The organism is Nocardia spumae (assembly GCF_020733635.1).
GTDB lineage: Bacteria > Actinomycetota > Actinomycetes > Mycobacteriales > Mycobacteriaceae > Nocardia > Nocardia spumae.
The window spans coordinates 6494732-6519086 of record NZ_JAJFZL010000001.1 but is presented as its reverse complement, the minus strand read 5'-3'; the positions used below and the strand labels follow the sequence as shown (position 1 = coordinate 6519086).

Annotated in this window: 24 protein-coding genes; 14 read left to right on the top strand and 10 right to left on the bottom strand. The window is 66.7% G+C overall.

The window, feature by feature from the left end:
• Nucleotides 1-24 precede the first annotated feature (24 nt).
• The 3 genes from LKD76_RS29015 to LKD76_RS29005 form a co-directional block, all read right to left on the bottom strand.
• Nucleotides 25-513 (bottom strand): DUF4395 domain-containing protein, encoded by a 489-nt coding sequence (locus LKD76_RS29015; RefSeq protein ID WP_227984564.1) that lies wholly within the window; start codon nucleotides 511-513, stop codon nucleotides 25-27.
• 363 nt (nucleotides 514-876) lie between these two features.
• Complete coding sequence (locus LKD76_RS29010; protein ID WP_227984563.1) at nucleotides 877-1323, bottom strand: thioredoxin family protein; 447 nt, start codon at nucleotides 1321-1323, stop codon at nucleotides 877-879.
• On the bottom strand, nucleotides 1320-2126 hold the full coding sequence (locus LKD76_RS29005) for an LmeA family phospholipid-binding protein (protein ID WP_227984562.1): 807 nt from the start codon (nucleotides 2124-2126) through the stop codon (nucleotides 1320-1322). Before LKD76_RS29005 ends, LKD76_RS29010 begins: the two co-directional genes overlap by 4 nt.
• A gap of 312 nt (nucleotides 2127-2438) precedes the next feature.
• Here LKD76_RS29005 and LKD76_RS29000 point away from each other — a divergent pair, with 312 nt between their 5' ends.
• The 7 genes from LKD76_RS29000 (at nucleotide 2439) to LKD76_RS28970 (ending at nucleotide 10332) form a co-directional block, all read left to right on the top strand.
• Nucleotides 2439-3209: a winged helix-turn-helix transcriptional regulator gene (locus tag LKD76_RS29000; RefSeq protein WP_227984561.1), complete on the top strand. Its 771-nt coding sequence runs from the start codon at nucleotides 2439-2441 to the stop codon at nucleotides 3207-3209.
• Nucleotides 3210-3386: 177 nt separating this feature from the next.
• The gene (gene mshD / locus LKD76_RS28995; protein ID WP_372465944.1) at nucleotides 3387-4355 is read left to right on the top strand and encodes a mycothiol synthase; all 969 of its coding nucleotides are present in this window, start codon (nucleotides 3387-3389) and stop codon (nucleotides 4353-4355) included.
• A gap of 227 nt (nucleotides 4356-4582) precedes the next feature.
• Complete coding sequence (pstS, locus tag LKD76_RS28990) at nucleotides 4583-5695, top strand: phosphate ABC transporter substrate-binding protein PstS (protein WP_227984559.1); 1113 nt, start codon at nucleotides 4583-4585, stop codon at nucleotides 5693-5695.
• Nucleotides 5696-5801: 106 nt separating this feature from the next.
• Nucleotides 5802-6770 carry a phosphate ABC transporter permease subunit PstC gene (gene pstC / locus LKD76_RS28985; protein ID WP_227984558.1) on the top strand — a complete coding sequence of 323 codons (969 nt, stop codon included), beginning with the start codon at nucleotides 5802-5804 and terminating at the stop codon, nucleotides 6768-6770.
• The gene (gene pstA / locus LKD76_RS28980; protein WP_227984557.1) at nucleotides 6770-7672 is read left to right on the top strand and encodes a phosphate ABC transporter permease PstA; all 903 of its coding nucleotides are present in this window, start codon (nucleotides 6770-6772) and stop codon (nucleotides 7670-7672) included. Before pstC ends, pstA begins: the two co-directional genes overlap by 1 nt.
• Before the next feature lie 19 nt (nucleotides 7673-7691).
• Nucleotides 7692-8468, top strand: coding sequence for a phosphate ABC transporter ATP-binding protein PstB (pstB, locus tag LKD76_RS28975; protein ID WP_227984556.1), 777 nt, complete (start codon nucleotides 7692-7694; stop codon nucleotides 8466-8468).
• 208 nt (nucleotides 8469-8676) lie between these two features.
• Nucleotides 8677-10332, top strand: a complete 1656-nt coding sequence (locus tag LKD76_RS28970) for a DHA2 family efflux MFS transporter permease subunit (RefSeq protein WP_443678164.1) — start codon at nucleotides 8677-8679, stop codon at nucleotides 10330-10332.
• 114 nt (nucleotides 10333-10446) lie between these two features.
• Here LKD76_RS28970 and phoU read toward each other — a convergent pair whose 3' ends face one another.
• The 7 genes from phoU to LKD76_RS28935 all read right to left on the bottom strand — a co-directional run bounded on the left by phoU (nucleotide 10447) and on the right by LKD76_RS28935 (nucleotide 19760).
• Nucleotides 10447-11118 carry a phosphate signaling complex protein PhoU gene (phoU, locus tag LKD76_RS28965; protein ID WP_227984554.1) on the bottom strand — a complete coding sequence of 224 codons (672 nt, stop codon included), beginning with the start codon at nucleotides 11116-11118 and terminating at the stop codon, nucleotides 10447-10449.
• A 97-nt stretch (nucleotides 11119-11215) separates the two neighbouring features.
• On the bottom strand, nucleotides 11216-13633 hold the full coding sequence (locus LKD76_RS28960; protein ID WP_227984553.1) for an LCP family protein: 2418 nt from the start codon (nucleotides 13631-13633) through the stop codon (nucleotides 11216-11218).
• A gap of 180 nt (nucleotides 13634-13813) precedes the next feature.
• Nucleotides 13814-14965, bottom strand: a complete 1152-nt coding sequence (gene dusB / locus LKD76_RS28955) for a tRNA dihydrouridine synthase DusB (protein ID WP_227984552.1) — start codon at nucleotides 14963-14965, stop codon at nucleotides 13814-13816.
• A gap of 146 nt (nucleotides 14966-15111) precedes the next feature.
• On the bottom strand, nucleotides 15112-15744 hold the full coding sequence (locus tag LKD76_RS28950) for a TetR/AcrR family transcriptional regulator (RefSeq protein ID WP_227984551.1): 633 nt from the start codon (nucleotides 15742-15744) through the stop codon (nucleotides 15112-15114).
• A 402-nt stretch (nucleotides 15745-16146) separates the two neighbouring features.
• Nucleotides 16147-17118, bottom strand: coding sequence for an acyl-ACP desaturase (locus LKD76_RS28945; RefSeq protein ID WP_227984550.1), 972 nt, complete (start codon nucleotides 17116-17118; stop codon nucleotides 16147-16149).
• A gap of 574 nt (nucleotides 17119-17692) precedes the next feature.
• Complete coding sequence (locus LKD76_RS28940) at nucleotides 17693-18934, bottom strand: beta/alpha barrel domain-containing protein (RefSeq protein ID WP_227984549.1); 1242 nt, start codon at nucleotides 18932-18934, stop codon at nucleotides 17693-17695.
• Between the two features lies 1 nt (nucleotide 18935).
• Nucleotides 18936-19760, bottom strand: coding sequence for a GntR family transcriptional regulator (locus tag LKD76_RS28935; RefSeq protein ID WP_227984548.1), 825 nt, complete (start codon nucleotides 19758-19760; stop codon nucleotides 18936-18938).
• Between the two features lie 202 nt (nucleotides 19761-19962).
• Between LKD76_RS28935 and LKD76_RS28930 the strand changes: the two genes are divergently transcribed.
• The 7 genes from LKD76_RS28930 to LKD76_RS28900 are packed head-to-tail and all read left to right on the top strand — an operon-like array spanning nucleotide 19963 to nucleotide 24332.
• Nucleotides 19963-20169, top strand: coding sequence for a helix-turn-helix domain-containing protein (locus LKD76_RS28930; protein ID WP_227984547.1), 207 nt, complete (start codon nucleotides 19963-19965; stop codon nucleotides 20167-20169).
• A gap of 25 nt (nucleotides 20170-20194) precedes the next feature.
• Entirely contained in the window at nucleotides 20195-20479 is a 285-nt protein-coding gene (locus LKD76_RS28925; protein ID WP_227984546.1) for a hypothetical protein, read from the top strand.
• A complete protein-coding gene (locus tag LKD76_RS28920; protein WP_227984545.1) occupies nucleotides 20479-20631 on the top strand; it encodes a hypothetical protein in 153 nt (50 codons plus the stop codon). The genes LKD76_RS28925 and LKD76_RS28920 overlap by 1 nt, the downstream gene beginning before the upstream one ends.
• Nucleotides 20628-21032 (top strand): hypothetical protein, encoded by a 405-nt coding sequence (locus tag LKD76_RS28915; protein WP_227984544.1) that lies wholly within the window; start codon nucleotides 20628-20630, stop codon nucleotides 21030-21032. The genes LKD76_RS28920 and LKD76_RS28915 overlap by 4 nt, the downstream gene beginning before the upstream one ends.
• A complete protein-coding gene (locus LKD76_RS28910; protein WP_227984543.1) occupies nucleotides 21029-21442 on the top strand; it encodes an RRQRL motif-containing zinc-binding protein in 414 nt (137 codons plus the stop codon). Before LKD76_RS28915 ends, LKD76_RS28910 begins: the two co-directional genes overlap by 4 nt.
• Entirely contained in the window at nucleotides 21439-22215 is a 777-nt protein-coding gene (locus tag LKD76_RS28905; RefSeq protein ID WP_227984542.1) for a hypothetical protein, read from the top strand. The genes LKD76_RS28910 and LKD76_RS28905 overlap by 4 nt, the downstream gene beginning before the upstream one ends.
• Nucleotides 22212-24332 (top strand): type IV secretory system conjugative DNA transfer family protein, encoded by a 2121-nt coding sequence (locus tag LKD76_RS28900; protein ID WP_227984541.1) that lies wholly within the window; start codon nucleotides 22212-22214, stop codon nucleotides 24330-24332. The genes LKD76_RS28905 and LKD76_RS28900 overlap by 4 nt, the downstream gene beginning before the upstream one ends.
• Nucleotides 24333-24355 lie beyond the last annotated feature (23 nt).

The following is a 24355-nucleotide window of genomic DNA, read 5'->3' as shown; positions in this document are numbered from 1 at the left end:
AGCGGATAGGGACAGTCGGGTCGGTCAGCTGGTCACCCGGGTCGATTCGGCGGGCGCGCGCTGGATCAACCGCTGGGCGAGCGGATAGATCATGCAACCGAGGCAGATACCGAAGGCCGCGTTGAGGAAGGCCGCGAACAGGGCGAACGCGGTGAAGATCGCGCCGACCACGCCCGCGCCGGCCGCGAAGCCGATGAATCCGGCGACCGCGAAGACGAATCCGACCAGCTGGGCGAACCGCAGCGGCGGGACCGGCTCGGTCTCGGTGGCCGGGCCGACTCGCGGCGCGACGAAGGTCGCGAAAACCCAGCCGTAGGGGGTGCGTCGCGGGCCGTACAGCGCGCCGAGGGCGAAGGCGATCGCCTGCACGGCGAGCAGCACCGCCGCGGCCGCCGTGGAGAACGCGGACACGACCAGGACCAGCACGAGGACACCGGTGGTGATCCATGCCGCGAATCTCGGGCCGCGGACATCCACCTGACCGGTGGGGGAGTTGTTGGTGTTCTGAGGCACGAGGTGCTCCTGCGCTGAATGAAGGCTTATCTGTATGAGGGGTTATCCGTCAGATAGGTCGGATCACCGGGGGATCGAAGAGATCACACACGCGGTAGAGAACCGATCGGCGGCAAAGGATACGAAAGGCCGACCGGCTACATGCACAGGCAGCAACAACCGCCGAGGCGGCACAGATCGACTGTGCGGCGTCGGGTGAGCATCAGCTCTCGGCGGGATTGCACGCAGAGCAGTTTACCCGGTTTCGGGAGGGAATTGGACCCGGGGTACGAAACTCGGCTGACCAGCGGGGTAGACGGCGGACCGGCCGTCGCGACGCCCGGTACCCGCGCCCGGTCGGAAAAATCGCTCCGAACAGGAGGTTCAGGCGGCCTCGGGAACAGTCAGCGGGGCCAGCGCACTGCGCAGATCGGTGGCCTTGGGCACACCCGAGATCCGGAACCGCTCGCGGCCGAGGGAGTCGAAGACGAACGTGGTCGGCAGCGAGAGCACATTCAGTTCCCGTGCCAGCTCGGCCTCGGCGTCGATATCGACCTCGATATCGCGCGGAGGGTGCACGGTATCGGCCAGATCCGCCACGACTCCGGCCACCACCCGCCGGACCGCGGCGCACGGACCGCACCAGTCGGCGGAGAAGTGCAGGACGGTCGGCACCGCCTCGGTGACGCCGACGGTGCTGAGCAATTCGGTGCGTGAACCCGCGATCTCGGTGGACTTCGCCGTGCGGACCCGGCCCTCACGCATCTTCAGGGCGAGACCCGCGGCCACCCCGGCCAGCAGGACGACGGCGAGGATCGTGAGTTCAATCATGGTCGGGCAAACCTGTCCATATCAATGCGGATATTCTCCCCTTCCCCCTCTACCACGATATTCCCGCCGACGGCCTGCACCTTCTTCGGGGGCACTCCGAAAGGCAGATCCTTGGTATCGATGGTGCGGGTGAAGCGCGCGAGGACGGCCGCCTTGTCCAGGTCGGGGCCGAGCTCGGCGGCGGTGGTCGTGGGCGCGTTGCTGTCCACTCCACCGTGGTAGAGGTCTGTCGCGACGAGTTTGATCTGATCGCCGTCGAGGAACAGATCGGCCTTCACGCTGACCCGGTCGGTACTGCGGGTCTCGGGTCCGAGCTGGATGGTTCCGGTGAGGACGAGGGCGCCCTGGGTGGTCATCCCGGAACCACCGGAACCGCCGGTGCCGTCGGATTTGTCGGCCGGCCGCGTCACCACCTCGAGGTCCGGGATGTTGAACAGCCTGCCCAGTTCGACGGGTTCGATCCGCATCCGCCCGGCGACGTCGTCCACCATGACCGACCGCATGTCGTTGTCCACCAGATCGTGCATCGACAGGTGGACACCGTCGAGGGTGGCCTCGACGAGGATTTCGCCGGGGATGTCGGGCCGGTTCGCGCGGGCCCGGACCTCGATGTTTCGGTAGGCGCCGCGGGCGGCCTGTGCCAGGAAGGGGAAGCCGTGGATGGTCACCTCGGGATCGGCGCTGAGCTCGCCCCCCGCGCGCAGCGACCGCGATACCCGATACTCCGAGTAGGCCGCCGCGGTGAAATCGACCACCACGGCGATCGCGACCACCAGCAGCAGTCCGACGATCAGTTTTCTCATCCACATGCTCCGAGTTCAGGCCGTCCGGGCGCGCAAACCCGTGGTCGCGCGCGGAGGGTAGTGCGAGGCGTGGGTGTCCCGGTGAGGAGGCTACCCGCCTAGGCACGATATCTGCCGACACGCGGCAGGCTCGCGGGACGGGTGTCGAGCTGGCGGTGCCGGGCACGGCGGCGGGCTCGGGCGAGGCATCGAATACATGAACGTCGCCGCGCACACGCTAATGTAGGCACCGAATTACCTGTGCCGACGCGCATGGATTCGGGATTGACGTCGAGGTTGCCCGCGGACATGCCCCGAGTGGGAGGAGAGCCGGTGGAGTTGCTCCTGCTGACCTCCGATCCGAATCCGGAAGCCGTACTGCCGTCGCTGGCGCTGCTGCCGCACAATGTGCGGCCCGCGCCCACGGAGGTGGCCTCACTGCTCGAAGCGGGTACCGCCGATGTGGCGCTGGTCGACGCGCGCACCGATCTGGCCGCGGCGCGCGGGTTGTGCCGGCTGCTGGGCAGTACCGGATCCTCGGTTCCCGTCGTCGCGGTGCTGACCGAGGGCGGCCTGGTGGCGGTCAACGCCGACTGGGGGCTCGACGACATTCTGCTGCCGGGTACCGGACCCGCCGAACTGGATGCGCGGCTGCGCTTGCTGGTCGCCCGCAACGGCGGTGCGGCCAGCCCGGAGAACACCGGCAAGATCACGCTCGGCGAACTGGTGATCGACGAGGGCACCTACACCGCGCGGCTGCGTGGTCGTCCGCTCGACCTCACCTACAAGGAGTTCGAGCTGCTGAAGTATCTCGCGCAGCATGCCGGCCGGGTCTTCACCCGCGCGCAGCTGCTGCAGGAGGTCTGGGGCTACGACTTCTTCGGCGGCACCCGCACGGTCGATGTGCACGTGCGGCGGTTGCGGGCCAAACTCGGCAGTGAATACGAATCGTTGATCGGCACCGTCCGCAATGTCGGGTACAAGGCGGTGCGCCCGGCGCGTTCGTCGGGAGCCAAGGGCGGCGAACAGGCGCCCGCCGCCGACGAGGGCGACGACGGCGCCGAGGATTCGCAGCTGACGCAGGTCAACGGCAGTCCTTCCTGAGTTCGGTGTAGAACGGTGGTGCGGTGCGGTCGAGTTCGGTTCGCGCGGTCCGCCCGGTGATCGGACTCGACGGCGAAAAGGCCTGCGGCGAACCGGAAGTGAGCGGCGATTCGGGAATGATCGCGGCGACGGTGCCGGTGGTCGGAGAAATATGGACCGGATGAGCGAGGGATGTGTGTGAGCGTGCGGGTGCCGGACTGGGCCGACGATGTGTCCCCAGCGATCGCGACGAAGACCGTGGAGCTGATCGAGCGGGCGAGCGCTGCCGATGGCGTGGCGCCCGTCTCGGAGCAGGCCGTGCTCTCGGTATCCGCGGCCGCCGGTGGCGCCGATGCGGAGGGGGCCGCCGCCCGGGCCCGGCATTTGCCGATCGAACGTGACGGTGAGCTGGTCGCGTACGCGAATCTCGTTCCAGCACACGGTGATCACCCCGCGATGGCGGAGGCGGTGGTCGATCCGCGGGCGCGCGGGCGCGGCATCGGCGCGGCTCTGGTCGCGGCGGCTCTGGAGGCCGGTGGGCCGGGAGCGCGGATCTGGGCGCACGGCAATCTGGCCCCCGCGCGGGCGGTCGCCGGGCGGCTCGGCCTGGTGGTGGCCCGGGAGTTGTGGCAGATGCGGCGCCCACTGCTCGAGGCCCCCGCCGAAGGCGGTTTGGCAACCACTGAGCTACCGGAACTGCCGGTGCCCGAGAACCTCGTGCTGCGGACCTACGCCGGACCCGTCGACGATGCCGAAATCCTGCGGGTCAACAACGCCGCGTTCGACTGGCATCCCGAACAGGGGGGCTGGACCGAGGCCGACATCGCGGTCCGCCGGGCGGCGCACTGGTTCGACCCCAAGGGCCTGTTCATCGCCGTCGATCCGGCCGATCCCGCTCGTATCCTGGGTTTTCACTGGACCAAGGTGCATGATCCGGACGAGAACTCGGACGCGGTCGGGGAGGTCTATGTGGTGGCCGTCGATCCGGCCGCGCAGGGCCGGGGCCTGGGCCGCATCCTGACCCTCGCCGGCCTGCACTATCTGCGCGATCGAGGGCTGGGTGCGGTGATTCTCTACACCGAGGCCGACAACACCGCCGCGGTGCACACCTACAGCCGCCTGGGCTTCGAGACCGCGCATATCGACGCCGCGTATTCGACTCGTTGATACCGGCGCAGTAATGGTGCGGCAAATCTCACAGGTTTGAACCACAATCGCGCCGGGTTGTTCACTCCGCGTTCACTTCCCCAGGTCCCACTGTCAACCGGGCGAACCTACGTTACTTGTGGGCGGCATCCGCTGCTCGGTGCGCAAGTTCTCTGCGAACGGCCACCCACAGGACCCGTCCGGTCGTTGAGGGATCGGGCGTGTACGAAGTGTTTCCCGGAGGAACAGTGAATTTCAAGCGCAGCGGCGCTCTCCTCGGCGTACTGGCGGCTGCCGGTACCTTGACTCTGTCTGCCTGTGGTAGCGATGACAACTCGGCCGCGACCGGTAACACCACCAAGGTCGATGTCGCATGTGGCGGCAAGAAGGCGCTCAAGGCCAGCGGATCCTCTGCTCAGAAGAACGCGATGGACCGTTTCATCGCGGCCTACGAGCAGAACTGCGATGGCGCCAAGCTGGACTACACCTCCAGCGGCTCGGGTGCCGGTGTGAACGAATTCGTCGGCGGTCAGACCGATTTCGGTGGTTCGGACTCCGCCCTGGACGCCAAGAAGGACGAGCCGAAGAAGGCCGCCGACCGGTGTGGCGCACCGGCCTGGAACCTGCCGACAGTCTTCGGTCCGATCGCCATCACCTACAACCTCGACGGTGTCACCGATCTGACCCTCGACGGTCCGACGGCGGCGAAGGTCTTCAACGGCACCATCACCAAGTGGGACGACCCGGCGATCAAGGGCCTGAACCAGGGCGTGAACCTGCCCTCGGACCCGATCCACGTGATCTTCCGCAGTGACGAGTCGGGCACCACCGACAACTTCCAGCGTTACCTGGACGCCGCGTCCAACGGCGCCTGGGGCAAGGGTGCGGGCAAGTCCTTCGCCGGCGGTGTGGGCGAGGGCGCCAAGGGCAACGAGGGCACCTCGGCCGCGATCAAGAGCACCAAGGGCGCCATCACCTACAACGAGTGGTCCTTCGCTCGGTCGCAGAACCTGTCGACCGCGCAGATCATCACCGATGCCGCCGTGAAGCCGGTCGCGTTGAACGCCGAGTCCGCCGGTAAGGCGATCGCCGCGGCGAAGATCACCGGTGAGGGCAACGACCTGGTCATCGACACCAAGTCGTTCTACAAGCCGACCGATCCGGGCGCCTACCCGATCATGCTGGCCACCTACGAGATCGTGTGCTCGAAGTACGCCGACGCCGACACGGGTAAGGCCGTCAAGGCATTCCTGACCTCCGCGGTCACCAACGGTCAGAACGGCCTCGAGGACTCCGGCTACGTGCCGATCCCGGATGCGTTCAAGACCAAGCTGACCACAGCGATCAACGCCATCTCCTGATTGCGAAACCCCAATGACCGTCCACGACGAAGTCACCGCCGCGGGCCAGTCGGATTCGACCGGTCCGCGGACGGGCAGTGAAGTCCCTCCGGGAGATACTTCATCCATGCCGAGCGATTCGAATAACGAACCGGCCGGTCGCAAACGCGCCCACAGCCGACGGGCGGAGAACATCTTCCGCTCCCTGGCCACGGCCGCCGGCGCGACGATCGTCGCGGCGATCGCCCTCATCGCGCTGTTTCTGCTGATTCGCGCGGTGCCGTCGGTCGCGGCGAACAAGGCGAACTTCTTCACCAGCGCCGAGTTCAACGTCACCAACGCCGACAATATGCATTTCGGCATCCGTGACCTGTTCACGGTGACGGTGCTGAGCTCGCTGCTGGCGTTGCTGATCGCCGTACCCCTCGGCGTCGGTATCGCGTTGTTCCTGACGCAATACGCGCCGAAGGTGCTGTCTCGTCCGTTCGCGATGCTGGTGGATCTGCTCGCGGCGGTGCCTTCGATCGTGTTCGGTCTGTGGGGATTCCTGGTGCTGGCGCAGAAGCTGGCGCCCTTCGAACAATTCCTCAACAACAACCTGGGATGGTTCTTCCTGTTCAAGGAAGGCAACGTCTCCATCAGCGGCGGCGGCACCATCTTCACCGCCGGGGTCGTGCTGGCGGTGATGATCCTGCCGATCATCACCTCGGTCAGCCGGGAGGTCTTCCAGCTGACCCCCCGCGCGCACATCGAGGCCGCGCAGGCGCTGGGCGCCACCAAGTGGGAGGTGGTGCGGATGACCGTGCTGCCCTACGGCCGCAGTGGCGTGATCGCCGGATCCATGCTGGGTCTGGGCCGCGCGCTCGGTGAGACCATCGCGGTGCTCATCGTGCTGCGTACGGCCGCCCAGCCCGGCAGCTGGTCGCTGTTCGACGGCGGCTACACCTTCGCCTCCAAGATCGCCTCGGCAGCATCGGAATTCAGTCAGGCCCTGCCGACCGGCGCCTACATCGCGGCCGGCTTCGTACTCTTCGCGTTGACGTTCGTGGTCAATGCCCTGGCTCGGGTCGCCGCCGGCGGGAAGGTGAACGGCTGATGTCCACAACCACACTCGACAAGCCGATCAAGGCGCCGACCTTCCGGCACGTGAGCCTGAACCGCAAGATTCGCAACAACCTGGCCAGCGTGGTCATGTGGGGATGTTTCGTCATCGCCCTCATCCCGCTGTGCTGGGTGCTGATCCTGGTGCTCAACAAGGGCTTCCACGCGATCGTCAGCAGCGGCTGGTGGACGAACTCGCAGAAGGGCGTGTTGCCCGACCAGTTCGCGGGCGGTGTGTACCACGCGATCTACGGCACCATCGTCCAGTCCGCGGTCGCCGCCGTGATCGCGGTGCCGCTGGGCATTCTGGCCGCGATCTACCTGGTCGAATACGGCCGCGGCTGGTTGGCCAAGACGACGACCTTCATGGTCGACATCCTCGCGGGTGTGCCCTCGATCGTGGCGGCGCTGTTCGTCTTCGCCCTGTGGATCGCCACCTTCGGCTTCCCGCAGTCCGCGTTCGCGGTCTCGCTGGCGCTGGTCCTGCTGATGCTGCCGGTGGTGGTGCGCAGTACCGAGGAAATGCTCAAACTGGTGCCGGACGAATTGCGTGAGGCGTCGTACGCGCTGGGCATTCCGAAGTGGAAGACGATCCTGCGGATCGTCGTCCCCACCGCGCTGCCCGGCATGATCAGCGGCATGCTCCTCGCGGTCGCCCGCGTCATGGGTGAGACCGCGCCGGTGCTGGTGCTGGTCGGATACTCGAAGTCGATCAACTTCGACATCTTCAACGGAAATATGGCCTCGCTGCCGCTGATGATCTACCAGGAGCTGGCCAACCCGGAACCGGCCGGCCGGATGCGAGTGTGGGGCGCGTCGCTGACGCTGATCCTGATCATCGCCCTGCTGTACGTCGGTGCGGCCGTGGTCAACAAACTGCTCACGCGGAACCGATAGAAGCGAACGGAATACGACAATGGCCAAGCGGATCGACGTCAAAGATCTCAACATCTTCTACGGCAAATTCCATGCCGTATCCGAGGTGTCGCTGACCGTATTGCCGCGCAGCGTCACCGCGTTCATCGGCCCATCGGGCTGCGGTAAGTCCACGGTGCTGCGGTCGCTGAACCGCATGCACGAGGTGACCCCGAACGCCCGCGTCGAGGGCGCGGTGCTGCTCGACGGTGAGGACATCTACGGCTCCACGGTGGACCCGGTCGGTGTGCGCCGCACCATCGGCATGGTGTTCCAGCGCCCGAATCCGTTCCCCACCATGTCGATTCGCGACAACGTCGTGGCCGGGCTGAAGCTGCAGGGCGTGCGCAACCGCAAGGACCTCGACGAGGTCGCGGAGCGCTCGCTGCGCGGCGCCAACCTCTGGAACGAGGTGAAGGATCGCCTGGACAAGCCCGGCGGCGGACTGTCCGGTGGTCAGCAGCAGCGTCTGTGCATCGCCCGCGCCATCGCGGTCTCGCCGGATGTGCTGCTGATGGACGAGCCCTGTTCGGCGCTGGATCCCATCTCCACGCTCGCGATCGAGGATCTGATCTCCGAGCTGAAGAAGGAGTACACGATCGTCATCGTCACCCACAACATGCAGCAGGCTGCTCGGGTGAGTGACCAGACGGCGTTCTTCAACCTGGAGTCGCAGGGCAAACCCGGCAAGCTGATCGAGATCGACGAGACCGAGCGCATCTTCTCCAACCCGACGCAGAAGGCGACCGAGGACTACATCTCCGGCCGCTTCGGCTGATCGCAGGTCGAGCTTCGATCCGAATGCCGAAACCCCGTCGCCGGTGCGACGGGGTTTCCTTGTGCCCGGCCGGTATCGCTGTGGCGGGCATCACAGAGCCGGCGGGATGTGTCCTCGCCCATCTCATACCGTGGTCGGTTGTATGAAACTGCCGGTAACAGCTAACTTCCTCCTGAACTAAACCGATCGTTATAGTCAGGAGGCCGGGATGTCGGTGTCAACGGCGAGACCAGTATCCGAGCGCGGAATTCCGACCGCGACGCGTATGCGGATACTCGCGCTCATCGCGATCTGCGCGGCAGAGCTCTTGGTGGTGCTGGACAACACACTGGTCAACGTGGCACTGCCGTCGATGGCGGTGCAGTTGCAGGCTCGGATGAGCGGACTGCAGTGGATCGTCGACGCGTTCACCCTCGCCTTCGCGGGGCTGCTGCTGGCGCTGGGACATCTCGGTGACCGCTACGGCCGCCGCCGGATGATGATCATCGGTCTCGCGGGCGTCGCGGTGATGTCGGCCGCGGGGGCGATGTCGTCCGGGCTCGGTCAGGTGATCGTCGCCCGGGCCGGGATGGGTGTCTTCGCCGCGGCGGTCTTCCCGGCGACGCTGGCGCTGATCATCAATCTGTTTCCCGAGGCCCGCGCCCGGGCCGCGGCCATCGCGCTGTGGACCGCGATGGCGGGTGTCGCGGTGGCGATCGGACCGGTGACCGGCGGCTGGCTGCTCGAATACTTCAGCTGGCACGCCGTGTTCTGGATCAATGTGCCGATCGCGGTGATCACCATCGCGGCGGTCCTGGTCGTGGTGCCGGAATCCCGGGCCGAGCACTCCGGACGGCTGGATCTGCTCGGAATCGCATTGTCGCTGGTGGCGGTCACGACGCTGGTATGGACGATCATCGAAGCGCCCAAGCACGGCTGGCTGTCCGGTCGCAGCATCACCGGCTACGCGGTCTCGCTGATTCTGCTCGCGGTGTACGTGATCTGGGAGCTGCGGGTGGAGTCGCCCGTGCTGAACATGCGGCTGTTCCGGATCCGGCGGTTCTCGATACCCGCGCTGGCCATCACGGTCTCCTATTTCTGCGCGTTCGGATTCCTGTTCCTGATCACCCAGTACTTCCAGGGTGTGAAGGAGTTCAGCGCACTCGAATTCGGCATCCACTCACTGCCTTTCGCGGCAGCGGTCGGTTTCGGCGCTCCGGTGGCGACACTGGTGGCCCAGCGAATCGGCACCACCGCGACCGTGGTGTGCGGCCTGGTGCTGCTGGCCGCAGGGATGTTCTTCGCCGGCCGGGTGACCATCGAAACGCCTTATCTGGGTACCGTTCTCGTCTCCATGGTGCTGATGGGAGTGGGCTTCGGCGTGGTGCAGGGACCCGCGACCGAATCCATCATGGGGTCGGTCCCGATGGAGGAGGCCGGCGCCGGGTCGGCGGTCAACGACACCACTCGTGAAGTGGGCGGGACGCTCGGTGTCGCCGTCCTCGGCTCGATCATGACCTCCGTGTACACCGAGCGAGTCGGCGCCCGCATCGACGCGATTCCGGACGCGATCATGAATCCGACCCAGAAAAGCCTCGCGCGCGATACCCCGATCAGCGTGCTCGAGATCGTGAAAGCCCCGATCAGCCCGTTCTTCGCCGGCGCGAAGGCCGATCTGGTGCACGGTATGAAGGTGGCCGCGCTGGCCGGTTCGACCGCAGCGTCCTGGGCCGCGGTCGGCGCACTGCTGACCTGCGCGGTACTCGTCGCGGCCCTGCTGCCCTGGAAACCCGAACGCGGCGCTTCGCTGCTGGGCCGCACGGACGGCGAGCAGAACTCGTCCACTGGAAGCGAATTCACACGCATGCGGACGGAGATTTCCTGAGCCGCTGGGCAACTCATCCGGTCCGCGCGCGAACCAGCCGGACTCTCGCCCGCCGCCCCGTAACCCGACCTCGGTGGCGCCTCCCGGTGCGCGGCGGCCCGGGAGGCGGGGAGTTCAGATGCGTTCGACCTCGGCGTCCGGATCCGGTGGCAGCACGCCGGTCACCAGGAAGACCACCCGGCGGCCGATCTCCACCGCGTGATCGGCAAAGCGCTCGTAGTAGCGGCCCAGCAGCGTGACATCGACGGCGGCCGCGACGCCGTACTTCCATTCCCGATCCATGAGCAGGGAGAACAGGTGGCGGTGCAGATCGTCCATCGCCTCGTCGTCCTCGTTGAGCTGCGCGGCCCGCTCCGGGTCGCGCGACTCCAGGACCTCCTGGGCGGCGGCGCCCATATTCACCGCGATCCGGCCCATCTCGGCGAAGTAGCCGTTGACCGACTCCGGCAGGGCGTGGTTGGGGTGGCGGCGCCGGGCGACCTTGGCGACGTGCAGCGCCAGCACACCCATCCGATTCACATCGGAGACGATCTGAATCGCGCTGACCACCTGGCGCAGGTCACCCGCGACAGGCGCCTGCAGCGCGAGCAGAGCGAACGCCTTCTCCTCGGCCTGCGCGATCATCTCGGCGATCCGGTCGTATTCGGTGATCACCTGTTCGGCCAATGAGATATCGGCCTGGAGCAGCGACTGGGTCGCCTGCTCCATGGCGGAGCCCGCCAGCCCGGCCATCTCGCCCAGCAAGTCGGCGAGCTCAGCCATTTGTTCGTTGTAGATGACACGCATGAATCCACAGACTAGTCAGGCCTGCTGACCAAGTCACGAACGGCGAGTGAATCGTCGGTGCCGGTCCCGCCGCGTCGTCGGCGCAGGTGGGCGCGGCTCACTTGCACAGATCGTCGGCCGCGTTGACGTGTTCGAGATCGGAGGGGAGTGCGACCGGATCGGTGGAATCGGCGGCCCCGGAGGGGGCGGGGACCGGCGAACCGAACGCGGTCGGGGTACCGACGGTGCCGGTGAAATCCGAACCGAGCGCCACTTCGACGATACTGCCGAGCCCCGAGGCGACCGCGAGCTTGGCGCCGGGCAGCGCCGAGGCCACCGTGGCCGCCTCCGCCTCGTGACCGGCCGAATACCGGACGGTGGTGGTGTCGATGGTGCCGCCGGAGTAGTTGCCGACGTTGTAGATCTGGAATCCCTCGGCGCCGATCCGCGTCGCGGCGGTACCGGCCACACCGGTGACCCCCGACCCGTTGGAGACCTGCACCGACACCGTGCTCGGATCGACGGCGGTCAGCTGCGGCGGTGCGGCGGGGGCCTGGGAGGGTTTGGGCGCCTCCGGCGCCTTCTTCTCGCCCGGCAGCGGCTGGTCGTCGATGACCGCCTGGAAGATCGCCTTGATATCGGATTCGCGGGGAATCTCGTTGCCGTAGGAGGTGGTGCCGGCCGTCGGCACGGTCAGGAAGGTGATCGCGCCCGCATCCATCTTCTGCATGGACCGGCCCAGCATCAGCAGATCCTTCGTACTCACATGGTCCATGAAGGCGTGACTGCTGAAGGCGTTGATGAAGCCGTTGAGTTTGCCGATATCGAACAGGACCTTCGACGACAGCGCACCGCGCAGCAGCGAGGACAGGAACAGCTGCTGACGATGGATGCGGTCGTAATCGCTGCGCTCCTCGCCGTGCACATGGCGTGCGCGCACGTAGTCCAGAGCGACCGGGCCGTTGAGGAGCTGTTTTCCGGTATTCGGCAGGACGGTGCCGAGTTCGTCGTCGACCAGCGGCCGGGTGGTGCACACCTCGACGCCGCCGATGGTGTCGACCATCGACTGGAAGCCGCTGAAGTCGATCCCGACGAAGTGGTTGAGATTCAACCCCGACATCTTCTGAATCACCTTCGTCAGGCACTTCGGCCCGCCGAGAGCGTAGGTGGCATTGAGCTTGTCGCCGGCCGCGGCGGGGAATTTCGCGTCGGTGTACTTGGCGTGGTCGTTGTCCCAGCCCTCGCATTCGGGCCGGCTCACATCGAGGTCGCGGGGGAACGAGACGGCGACGACGCGGGACCGGTTGGCCGGCACGTGCACCAGCATGACGGTGTCCGAGCGGGCGCCTTCGGCGTCGTCGGTGGTGCCGGCGCCGAGCTGGCTGTCGACCCCGGCACGGGTGTCGGTGCCGACGATCAGGAAGTTCTCGTCACCGGTCTGTCCGCCGGGATCGACGACATCGGCGGAGTTCTGGTCCAATGCCGAAACCTGGGTGAAGCCGTTGTCGGTGGCGCGCAGGTAATTCCAGCCGACCCCGGTCATCACGAGTGCCAGTACGGCGCACGCCGAGGTGGTGGCGCGGGCCGCGAGCCGCACCCGCCGCTGGCGCCGCTGACGGCTCGCCGCCAGTCGCGACAGCGCGGGTGTGTCGGGCTGCTCGGCCGCGGAAGACGCTGCCTCCGAGGCCGATTCGTCGTCGGGGACCGGCAGCTGATCGGTGACCTGTTCGACCGCGGGCGGAGGCGCCGCGGGAGGCTGTTGATCGGCCCGCGCGTCGGTGGCGGGAGCGCGATAGACCGCGGTGGGCTGGGCGGCATCGGAAACAGGTGTGGCGCCGGCACTTCCGGCGACCGACGCCGATCCCGCCGCGGCGGCAGCCGGGCGTCCGGATCGAGTGCGGCGCGTGCGCTGATCGGGCGCGGCGGCGCGGTTGTTGCCCTGAGTGGTCCGGGCGTCGGAGGTCTTCCGGCCGCGACCTGCGGCGCCACCTGCGGCGGCGGCGCGGGCATCGCCACTTCCCGGTCCGCCCGCCGGTGCGCCGGGAGCGGGATTGCGCGGATTGCCGCGTCCCGCCGCGGGAGCCGCGCCGCGGGTGCGGTTCGCCGGGCCGGCGCCGGTTTCGGCACGCGGTGCTGCGGGACGGCCGGGTGGGTTGGCGGCGGGCTGCGGGGCGCCGCGGCCGGGGCGGTTCGCGCCGGGCGGCGTCGCGGGGGCGCCGTCATCGCTTGTGCGACTGCGGTTTCCGCCCGGGCGCGCGCCACGGTCGGGCTGCGGCGTCCGGCCTCGGCCGGTGGCGCCGCCGGGCGCCTTGCGGCCCGCGTCCGCGGCGTCGTCCTGACGCCGGCGTGCGATGCGTTCGCTGTCTACCCGCTGCACCAGATCATGGACGGTGATGGGGGCCGAGGATTGCGGTTCGTCCGTGTGCCGACTGCGAGAGGCGGCGGCGTTCTCACCCGAATCCGGGCCTGGGTAGCGCTCCCACGGGGCGCGACCTCCGGGCCGGGACGGACGCCCGCGCCGATCGTCGTCACCCACCTACGAACCTCACTTCACTCTTTCGTCGCGACCGGGATCGTCGATTCCACACCTGGCTATAGGGCACGCGCACTCGCTTGTCCGGTCGCAGCGGCCCCCGCCATGATAACGATTACGCCACAGTTGGCCACTTCTAAACCAGCCATCACTGAACCGGCAGGTCAGAAGCGTAGAGGTCGATCAGCCGCCGCTGTGCATGACATCGGCGGCGGCCGGGACGGTCGGGTCCTCGGGGTCGTCGAGCCAGCCGTCGGGGAGGACCACCTTCGCGGCGGGTGAGCCCTGTCTGCCGCGTGGACCCTGCGCATCGGCGGGGAAGGGCACGTCCGGCGGCAGCTGTTCGATCAGATCGTCCAGCTGAGCGAGACTGCTCACGGTCGCGAAGCTGCGCCGCAGTTGGGAGCCGAGCGGGAACCCCATGAAGTACCAGGCCATATGCTTGCGGATATCGCGCATGGCCTTGTCCTCGCCGTCATGTTCGACGAGCAGGTTCGCGTGCCGGCGCAGGATTTCACCTACGCGTCCGAGGTTCGGGCCGGCCGGGATCGGCTCACCGCGCAGCGCCGCACTGAGCTCGGCGAACAGCCACGGGCGTCCGAGACATCCACGACCGACCACCACCCCGTCGCATCCGGTTTGCGCGATCATTGCCAGTGCGTCGTCAGCGCTGAAGATATCGCCGTTACCGAGGACCGGGATGGTGGTGACGGCCTCCTTCAACCGGGCGATGGCCGACCAGTCCGCGGTGCCCGAATACAGCTGGGCGGCGGTACGAGCATGCAGGGCGACCGCGGCCGCGCCCTCGCCCTCGGCGATCCGCCCGGTGTCCAGGTAGGTGAGGTGGTCGTCGTCGATCCCGATCCGGAACTTGAACGTCACCGGAACTCCGGCGGGATCCGCGGCGGCGACCATTTCGCGCACGATGTCGCGGAACAACCGGCGCTTGTAGGGCAGCGCGGCGCCGCCGCCCAGCCGAGTGACCTTTTTCACCGGGCAGCCCAGATTGACATCGATATGGTCGGCCCAGCCCTCGCCCACGATGATGCGCACGGCCTCGCCGAGCGTCTTCGGATCCACACCGTAGAGCTGCATCGAGCGTGGATGCTCGTCCTCGTCGAAGGCCATCATGTGCAGCGTCTTCTCGTGCCGTTCGACGACGGCCCGGGCGGTGATCATCTCGCAGACATAGATCGAGGTCCGGCTGCCGAACTCGCGGCACAGCTTCCGGAACGCGACATTCGTGATACCGGCCATCGGGGCGAGCACCACCGGCGGATCGACGGGGTAGGGGCCGATCCGCAGCTGGGGCTTGGCCTCGAGTACCGCAGTCATGATCTCCAGTGTCTCAAATGTCGACCGCAGCCCAGGTCACCGGTCCGTCCGAGCCGGTCCATCCCGGTTGCCGATGCGTTGCTTCCGGAAGCGAAAGACGTTCTCCGCGACGCACAACGGCTCATCGCCGGGCAGCGCTGACGGCCTCACCTCGAGAGCGCGCGCAGCCACCGGCGAATCGTCGGGCGGAGATCGTCTCGGCTGGCCGCCGTGTCCGGCGTGATCTCGAGGAGCGAACGAAGGCCGTGGAGCCGGTCGAAGAGCAGTCCCTCCAGCAAGCTGATCAGATCACGTGCGGCCTGCTCTGGATCGGGAGCCCCGAGGGAGGTCAGCAGTGCTTCCGCCGCGGGCAACGAGAACAGGCATACCGCGAGCGCCCGCCGCAGTTCCTCGTTCCCGGCGGTGTCGGCGGCCAGTGCGTAGCGAGCGAGCGAGTCGCGGCGACGGTCGCCGAGCAGGAGATCCAGTTGGCCGGTGATGAGTTCGGCGGCGCCGTCGAGGGGATCGTCGCGGGTGTCCGGAACCGCCCGCGCGGTGTCGAAGGCCGCGCGGGAGGTGGCGGCCAAATGCTCGATCGCCGCCTCCAGCAGATGCTGGCGGGTGCGGTAGTAGTAGGAGGTCGAACCGCGCGCGATCCCGAGCCGGTCGTCGATCGCGTGATGGGTGATCGCGCGGTTACCACCGCTGGCCGCGAGGTCGAGCGCGGCTTCCCGAATCGCATCCCGCCGCAAGGAACGGCTGTCCGACGTCGCCGGCGCGTCCGGGGCCTTGCCGGTCAATGTCGCATCTCACTCCCTGCCGGTCCGCCGGAATCCGGGGAACTGCCACCGCTATGCATCCTCTATTTCTATAGAGTAGTTGATCGGGGCAACGCTCCCGCTCATATGCGCCGGTGCGGCGGGGTCGGGGCGCAACGTTGTTGGCCGACACGGATATTCAGGCGTTCGCTCGGATCATCGCGGCCGATCGAATCCGGCCGATCGTCAGGCGGTGTTCGGGGCCGGTTCATGGATACCGTGTGGCTCGTCGTCGGCCCCTTGGCGTGGAGGGCCGAGTGTGCGGCCGCCGTGCCGAGAGCCGCCGTGCCGAGAGAAGGTGGAGACCGCACACGATCGGCGGGCCGACAATATTGTCGGCCCGCCGATCGCGGGTTACGCCGCCCGATTCCGAGCGGAGTTGATTCAGCCGACCGAGGCGGCAGTCAAATTGCGTTCGCGTTTGGCGGCCTCACGAGCGAGCATGCGGTCGCGCTGTTCCTCGAACTTCACGACGTCCTTGCTGAGCTTCTCCAGGAAGAGCCCCAGCCGCTCGCGGGTCTCCTCGCCGTGGGCGGTGAAGTCGTCGCGCTCGAAGACACGCCACTTCTTCAGCACCGGCTGGACCACTTCTTCCAGGTGCTGGCGCAGGTCGTAGATGCCGTGCTTGGCCATCAGCACGCCGTTGCGGCGGAAGTTGGGCATTCCGGCGCCGGGCATCTGGAAGTTCTCCAGGATCAGGGTGATCGCGTCGAGGGCCTGGTCGGGGGCGAGATCCAGCGCCGCGCCGCACATGTTGCGATAGAAGATCATGTGCAGGTTCTCGTCGGCGGCGACGCGCTGCAGCATGCGGTCGGCGATCGGGTCGTCGCACACCTTGCCGGTGTTGCGGTGGCTGACCCGGGTGGCCAGTTCCTGGAAGGTCACATAGGCGACCGAGTGCAGGAATCCGGCGTCGGCCTCGGCGGGGGATGCGAAACCGTTGGTCATGTGGATCATGCGGGCCTGTTCGAGGGCCACCGGGTCGACGCCGCGGGTGACCACCAGGTAGTCGCGCATGACGATGCCGTGCCGGTTCTCCTCGGCGGTCCAGCGCCCGACCCAGGTGCCCCACGGGCCGTCCTGGGAGAAGTTCTCGGCGATCTCACGGTGGTAGGACGGCAGATTGTCCTCGGTGAGCAGGTTGGTGATCATCGCGGCCTTGGCCACTTCGCTGAGCTTGGACTGCTCCGGATCCCAGTCCACACCACCCAGTGCGGCGAAGTTGCGGCCTTCATCCCACGGCACGTAGTCGTGCGGATGCCATTCCTTGGCCATCGAAAGGTGTCGGTTGACGTTTTCCTCGGCAACCGGCTCCAACTCCGTCAGCAGCTCGAGTTGAGTCAGATCCCTTGCCATACATACGCCCTTCGGTGTTGTCCTGCGGTATTGCTGGTCGTCCCCCCTGTGGCCGTGCCGCCGCCGCCCATACCTTACGGCACCGTAGGTGTGATGCGAAGCGCACCTGTATGAGTTCACAGCGTCGGTGACCGAACTCATATGGGGTGTCGGCACATGCCCCGACCGTTGCGAGTGTAGGCCCGGAACCTGTGCGTCACGATGTATCGCAGGAGAATTCCGTACGTTAGCGCGGTGTCGGGGTGCTGACGAAAGTCCCAGGTCAGAGCTGTATGCGCGCCGAGGGTGAGGGGAAAGAGCGAGAGGCCGGAGCGTAGGGCTCCGGCCTCTCGGTGTGCCCCCACCAGGGCTCGAACCTGGGACCTGCGGATTAAAAGTCCGTTTTCAGCTCCGGATATCAAACCGCAGGACATAGGTCAACTTTTGTGACTCTAAATGTCATCTGACCTGTGTTTATTGGTCGAATATCGATTGCACTTACGTGACAAGAGAGTACACGTCGATCCATCTGTATGCCCCACGGGTGCCCCATAGTGGGATCGTGCGTGCCCCACGGTCGGTGATGGGTGGACGGTCAGTCCTGAATTTGGTCGAGCAGCCATCGGCGTTTGGCCGCTCGGTCCGGGAGGCGGTCGAGTTCGTTCTGTATGGCGTCGATCACGGGTTGGAGCAGGGCCAGGCTGCGCGGGGGAAGCTCGGTCAGTAGCGCGGCCAACGGCGTTGCGACGACCCCGGCCGCACCGGCGCCCATTGACTCTCGAATTCGCCGGGACGAACCGTCCCAGATGGCGAATTCTGGTGCAGCACGTTGGATTTCGGTTATCTCTGCCAATGGAATCTTGGCGAGCTTGCCGCCGAGCGGGAGGCAGCCGGATTCTTTCGCCCAGGCCGCCAACTCGGCATCGAACGGATGGCCGAACATGGCGGGATGGCTGTAGATCGTCGATCCGGCCGGCAGTGTTCGGAGAATCCGTTGAGCATCGGGTACAGAAGCGGCTCGCAGTACTGCCATAGGGGCCACCTCGCGATCGACCGCAGCCGCGACGTCGTCACCCGACCAAGCGCAGGAGAGCAGCCGACCAGGGCCGACCGCTTCGAGCCAGGTATCGAGGACGCCCGTCCGTTCGGCGCGAGTCAGCTCGTGACCGGCGGAGGTCGAACCGTTGATCAGAAAGTGATCGATCCAGCTGTCGGCAGCCGCAGTTGCGTGGCGCTGTGTAGCGGCCAGATCCAGGGTGCCGTCTGGATGTACGAGATGCATCGTCGGCACTATGACCGTGCACTGAGCGGCAGTGACGGCCTCGACGATTCGGCCGGCCGCGCCAGTGGGATCGACCGTTGCCGTGTCGATCCGGACGTCGGGGTTGGTCAGCCGCGGTGTCGCGTCCCATGCCTCGAGCCGCGCCGCGGTGTCGCCAGTTCCTCGAGCGGTGACTCGCTCCGCTGCGATCTCGCGGGGACACCACAGTTCGACCACGATCCATCGGACGGCCGGAGCGGCAGCAAGTAGCGCGTTTACCGCCTCCGGCTGACCGACATGCAGAACCGGAACCTCGCTATTTGCAAGGATTTTCGCCAGTTCGGGGCGATCGATGATGTAGGTCGAGCCGTACCGCGAGTTCGAGTAGATGACCTCACCAGCGGCGGCCAGGCGCTCATATTCGGGTGCTGAGGCCATCCGGTATCCCGCGGTGCGACCGGTGCCGACCTTCATCCGTCGGTAGTGGTGAAACTTCCCGTCGAGACTGGTCAATGCGGCCGTCACGGTGTCCTTGCCCGCGGCCGGTGGGCCGTACATGACGATCGCGGTGTCCATCTCAGTCCTGTAGAGACTTGATCAGCGCCTGGGCTTGCTCGCGCAACGGCGGGGAGTCGGGATCGTTCGTGATGATCGTGTGCTGCCACGGCGGTTCGAAAGTGGTGTCGAGACCGCTCACGTAATCGTCCCAGTTGGCGAGCTTCCAGGAATCCCGAGCGGCGCCCCGCCGGGAGATGTACGAGTGCATGGAGTCCGGCTGGCACCGGATCCAGACCACCTCCATGTCGGCGCCGAGGGTGTCCAGTTCGGCGGCGGTCCGGCGGAACCAAGCTTCGGTGCTGAACTCTTTGATGTACGGCGCGGTCGCGATGACGCTCACTCCGCAGCTGACATTCTCCCGAACGGCCGCAGCAAGGCATTCGTATTCAGCGGGACGAACGAGGTTCATGTAGGTGGGGGATTCGCGGTCCGCGACAGTACTTCCCAGCTGCACCAGTGCCGTGTCGACAACCGCCCTGGTGATCGTGTCCTTGTCGAGCATCGCCCAGCCGGTCAGCCTCGCCAGCACTGCCCCAAGTTCCGTCTTTCCGCTGCCGGCATAGCCGCCTACGAAGATGACCTGCGGTCGCCCGCGCCGAGGTCGCGGAGCGCCGGGGGTGGCGGTCTCGCTGACAATCCGTCCGGAGCGCGGACGACTGACGACGAGACCCTCTTCCTCAAGAATGGCCATCGCATCGTTGACGGGCGCGACGCTCACGCCGAACTGCTCAGCCAGGGCTCGCGTACTCGGCAACTTCTGGCCGGGCCGGAGCTTCCCCGACTCGATCTCGTTGCGGATCTCGCGGGCGATCTGCCGATGCCGCGCATCTCCTGAGGTGTCCACGTAGCCCTCCTACGTCCGTCGTGGTGCATCAAAGCTATCAGTTGATACCCACGTAACCCTCTCTGGCCTGCAGATTCTTCCCAGGGCTGCATATCTGTGATGAAAAACGCACGAATGTCTAGACATCAGAAGACATCAGATCTATCTTTAAAGACATCAGATAGAGCATCTGATGTCGCACTGATCGTCGGAGGAGACATTCATGAGCAGGCGCAACGGTTCGAGCAATGCAGGTAAGACGCTGATCAGCCTTCGGGATGCGGCGGACCTGGCGGGCGGGGTGCATCCCCGCACTGTCCGGCGCTGGGTCGAGGGCGGCCTCCTGGAGGGATTCCAGGTCGGTCCGCGACTGATCAAGGTCGACCGGGACCAGGTGCTCGCGCTGGTCCGCCCCCTGAGCCAGGTCTAAGGGGCGCGTGATGAAGAAGAGCTGGATGGGTGACTACGTCACCGAGCTCGATGAGCGGGGCGATGCCGCGGATACCGGCATCAGGACCAGCATCGCCGTGCACGGGTCGTTCCGGGTGACGTACGCGGAACACATCGACCGCGTTTGCGTGGAGGTGGCGCCCAACAAGTCGTCGGCATTTGCCCAGTTGTCGATGCAGTTGACGTTGGAGCAGGCCGCCGGTTTGCGAGACATGCTCGACGCCGCGATGTCGGATTATCTGGCGGCGCACGTGGTTTCGCCGTTGGCGATCGAGGTGGGTGGTCGCTGATGAGGCTTGCCACGGAAATCCTCGCTATCCCGCTGATCCTGGCGATTCTGCTGTTCATCTGGTCGCCGAGTACCGCGCTGGCGGTGGTGTTCCTGATGGTGCTGTGGGCCGCGTGGCGACGTCGACCGCGCCGGACAGGGGTGCGGCGATGAGCGGCGAACTTGAGCGCTACGAGTTGGTATACAACCCGTCGACGCAGCAACCGGTCGGAGTTACGGACATGTGGCAGCCGGGCGCTCGATCGGTGCAGGACCTAGCGCCGCAGCACGGCCCGTATCCGGTCCAGGGGCCGGTCTATCGGCCGATCCCGACGCAGATGCCGGTCTACTCGTATCCGACTGCACGGCTGGGGCTTCCGGTCGGCACCCGGTCGCGGCTGTACGTGTACGGCATTCTGGCGGTCTTCGCGGCCGGGTTGGCCGCGGGGTGCTGGTTGTTCGGGCCACGCGAGTCGGATGGTGCGACCACGGTGATCGTGTGCCCGGCGCCTGGTGTGCAGGTGGCTGCGCTGCCTGCCGAGTGCGGACCGCCCGCCGGGGGTGAGTCGCGGTGAGCGAAGGCATCCCGGTCTACAGGTGGCGCATGGCACCGCCTCATCTGCGGACTCGTCGCCAGTTGGCTGCGCAGGGTTTGCGTCCGAATGGGCAGGACATCGCGGGCAAGGTGCCGTTTCGGCGGCACGGCCGCGAGTACGAGGCGCACTTGTTCGACGTGAGCAAGAGCGCGCCGAAGCGGCCCGCGACCCCGGCTCAGTTGGCGGCGCTCGCGAAAGCGACTCGTGAGCACCAGCTCCGCGCTGCCGAGCGCCACGGTATCGACCGCAGTGAGTTCGAACAGACCGCTGATGAGCAGGAATCGGAGTGGGACACACCCACCAGCGCACTGGCGGGCTACGTGCCCACGGGCAATGCCCTGGCCGACGCGGTGACCCGCAACGCCGAACGCGAAGGGATAGACCGATGACTTATCGACTCTCGCCGCGTGACATGGCCGGCACAACGATTCTGGCCGAAATGTACGGGGCACCAATGGATGTAGTCGCACAAATGCTGGGCGTGAGCCTCAACCGTGCGTACCGGATCACGGCGAAATGGGAAGCGGCCCACTTGATCAGCGCCAACCGGGCGCGGCCGGTACCGGGGCCGTCGTGGATCTTTCCCACGAAGTCCGCGGCGGAAGCTCTGCTAGGTCGGCCGGTGCGTTATTGGGTGCCGACGCCGAAGATGGCCGCGCACGTCAAGGCCGTATTTCAGCTCCGTCTGGCGTTGACCGGGATGGACCTGGAGCGCTGGACCTCGGAGCGCCTGTTGCACGCCGAGGTTGGTGTGACACCAGCGGGGCAGTCACGCCCGCATATCCACGATGGGCGTTACATCACTAGCGCGGGCGAGTTGTGGGCCGTCGAGGTCGAACTGACCCCGAAAAGCCTTGCGGCAGCGAGGCGATCGGTGCTGCAAGCCCGGCAGGTTGCCCAGCGTGCCGAATGTGCTGGCCTCACCTACTACTGCCGCGGTGAGGCTGTGAAGAACGTAATCCGGACTGCGGCGGCGAGTCTGGATATGTCGGACGGCTGGAAGCCGCGCCTCGCCGATTTGGACGAGTTTCTGGCAAAAGACCAGGCCGAATCGTTCTCTCCTGCTTCGCGACCCGGGCTCCGGGTGATCGCGGGCGGAGCCGCTGATCACGAAATCTCCCAGGTCTCGAACCCGGACGACGGAAAGGCGGTCGGATCATGACCTGCACACCGCTCATCACCCCCGACGACTGCCGATCGTCCACGCCTACCACCACGACAGCGCCATCGACGACGGTGGAGCAACCCGGCATTCACATCAAGCGGGAAATGCCGCCGATCGGCGTCAAACATGACCCGCTGGGCTGGTTGCCGGACTTCTCGGCGTGGCATTGGGACAGCATCGGTCACAGCGCCCTGCTGGGTGCGGCGTGCCTGGTCGCGGTCCTGATCGGCATGGTCGCGATCCTGGCTCCGGCGACCCTGCTGGGCTGGAAACCCACCCGGTTGCGGAACTGGATGTTCGCATCCGTGCTGGTAATGCCGGGCGCCGCGGCGCTGTGGGCGTGGGATATCTTCGCCCCGGCCCGCGACTTCACCCAGGCCGCGCACCAATTCCTGGCAGGCCAGTTCGTCGGCGGCATGGCCGGTATGGCGCCGCTGCTGATCCCGGCCGCGTGGCTGATCGCGACCGTGGTGCACACCAGCTACCGGGTGCGCCTGTCCACTGTCGGGTTGCAGAATCCGGCACGCACCGAGCGGGCACTGTGGGCCCAGGCCCAGCGCGAGCAGCGTGCGGCGGCTCGGCTTTCGCGTCGGCGTCTTCCGTACACGACCGGGGGACTGAACCCGGAGCTGGTGATCGGGCGGCTGTCGCAGGAGTTCGACCAGGCACCGCCCAAGAGCATGATCCGGGCGCTGGCCGGCCGTACTGAGACGCGGCTGATCCTGCCGTGGATCAACGTGGCCGAGCACATGACCACGGTCGCGTCCAGCGGTTCGGGCAAGACCACGCTGATGCTGCGGGTGCTGTGGTCGTGGTTCATCACGACGTGGACGCGGCATCGGCAGTGGTGGCGGCTCGACCGGCCCGGCCGGCCGCTGGCCATCGTCGTGGACTGCAACGGAGGCCCGGAGTCGCGCAAGGTCGCCGCCCGGATGCGGAAATGGTTCCTGGCCTTGGGTGTTCGTCCCGAACGGATCGGCACTTTCCCTGACGATGTGTCGCTGAGCATGTGGCCGCGCCACGACTTCGCGACGAAGACACCGGAAGAGCAGCAGGCCATCGTGGATGATCTGCGGTCGATCCTGTCGGCGATGATCTCCGGCGGCACCACGCCGACTACCGACACCGAACGGTATTTCCACGAGATCCGCGAGACCCTGATCCACCTGATCGTGGACGCCCCGGCCCGGGTCGAGCTGATCGACGGCGTACCCACGCCGATCGGGCACAACCCGCCGCGGTCGTGGCTGGAATTCCTGTCCCGCTTCGACGTGGACAAGTTGTCGAAGCTTTGGGGTGGTCAGGCCGGGGTTACGCCGTGGTCGGGCGTGATGGGCGTGGACATGGAGATCGCGTCCACGATCGACGGCAAGCAGCCGGTGATGAACAGCGCGCGAGCAGAATTCGCCAACTTGTACCGGTCGCTGGGGTCGGCGTTCGACGGCGACAAGGAGCTGACCGACTTCGATCTGATCTACATCGTGCTGGAGGGTGTGAAGACCCCCGACCGGGCCCGCGCCCAGTTCGGTGCTCTGGGGACGATGTTCGAGCAGCTGGCCGACAAGCAGCACGGCCGCACCTCCCTCATGGTCGTGGACGAGTTCTCGGCGGTGTCTGATGGCAAGACCCGCGCGGTGAAGTGGGTCGAACGGCTGCGGAAGGCCGGGATCGGGTCGTGGTGGATCGCGCAGTCCTGGCAGGGCCTCGGCCACGACGACGACAACCGGACCGCGCTGGTGTCGGCTGCTTCGGGCGGCAGCCTTCTGGGCCGATCCACCGATCCGGAAACGCTGGCCAAGGTATATGGCACCCGTCCCAAGTTCGAGCTGAGCCGCAAGTTGATCAGCGGCACAGCCAGCGGCGACGAGGGCAACGTCCAGACCGGTGACCAGTTCCTGATCTCGCCGAACCGGCTGCGCGCCATGCAAAAGGGCGACGTGGTGCAGGTGGCCGGCGGGCGCGCCCGCTGGGGCCGCGTGTCCCCGCTCGATGACGCCGAACTCGCCCGCGTCCGCCCGCTGCCGGGACTGGGCGACTTCACCGGCCCGGCTGACACCGATGACAGCGGCGATCTGGCTTCGGTGATCGATCTGTCCAAGCGCCGTCCGGCCTGAAATCCACTGAACAGCAAGGAGTT

Bases quoted from the DNA above. Each gene is read 5' to 3' on its own strand.
- LKD76_RS28900 (WP_227984541.1), top strand. From the start codon at position 22,212: ATGACCTGCACACCGCTCATCACCCCCGACGACTGCCGATCGTCCACG.
- LKD76_RS28945 (WP_227984550.1), bottom strand. From the start codon at position 17,118: ATGGCAAGGGATCTGACTCAACTCGAGCTGCTGACGGAGTTGGAGCCG.
- phoU (WP_227984554.1), bottom strand. From the start codon at position 11,118: ATGCGTGTCATCTACAACGAACAAATGGCTGAGCTCGCCGACTTGCTG.
- LKD76_RS29005 (WP_227984562.1), bottom strand. From the start codon at position 2,126: ATGAGAAAACTGATCGTCGGACTGCTGCTGGTGGTCGCGATCGCCGTG.
- pstA (WP_227984557.1), top strand. From the start codon at position 6,770: ATGTCCACAACCACACTCGACAAGCCGATCAAGGCGCCGACCTTCCGG.
- LKD76_RS28915 (WP_227984544.1), top strand. From the start codon at position 20,628: ATGAGCGGCGAACTTGAGCGCTACGAGTTGGTATACAACCCGTCGACG.
- dusB (WP_227984552.1), bottom strand. From the start codon at position 14,965: ATGACTGCGGTACTCGAGGCCAAGCCCCAGCTGCGGATCGGCCCCTAC.
- LKD76_RS28925 (WP_227984546.1), top strand. From the start codon at position 20,195: ATGGGTGACTACGTCACCGAGCTCGATGAGCGGGGCGATGCCGCGGAT.
- pstB (WP_227984556.1), top strand. From the start codon at position 7,692: ATGGCCAAGCGGATCGACGTCAAAGATCTCAACATCTTCTACGGCAAA.
- LKD76_RS28940 (WP_227984549.1), bottom strand. From the start codon at position 18,934: ATGGACACCGCGATCGTCATGTACGGCCCACCGGCCGCGGGCAAGGAC.
- LKD76_RS28920 (WP_227984545.1), top strand. From the start codon at position 20,479: ATGAGGCTTGCCACGGAAATCCTCGCTATCCCGCTGATCCTGGCGATT.
- pstC (WP_227984558.1), top strand. From the start codon at position 5,802: ATGCCGAGCGATTCGAATAACGAACCGGCCGGTCGCAAACGCGCCCAC.
- LKD76_RS28930 (WP_227984547.1), top strand. From the start codon at position 19,963: ATGAGCAGGCGCAACGGTTCGAGCAATGCAGGTAAGACGCTGATCAGC.
- LKD76_RS28905 (WP_227984542.1), top strand. From the start codon at position 21,439: ATGACTTATCGACTCTCGCCGCGTGACATGGCCGGCACAACGATTCTG.
- LKD76_RS28970 (WP_443678164.1), top strand. From the start codon at position 8,677: ATGTCGGTGTCAACGGCGAGACCAGTATCCGAGCGCGGAATTCCGACC.
- LKD76_RS29010 (WP_227984563.1), bottom strand. From the start codon at position 1,323: ATGATTGAACTCACGATCCTCGCCGTCGTCCTGCTGGCCGGGGTGGCC.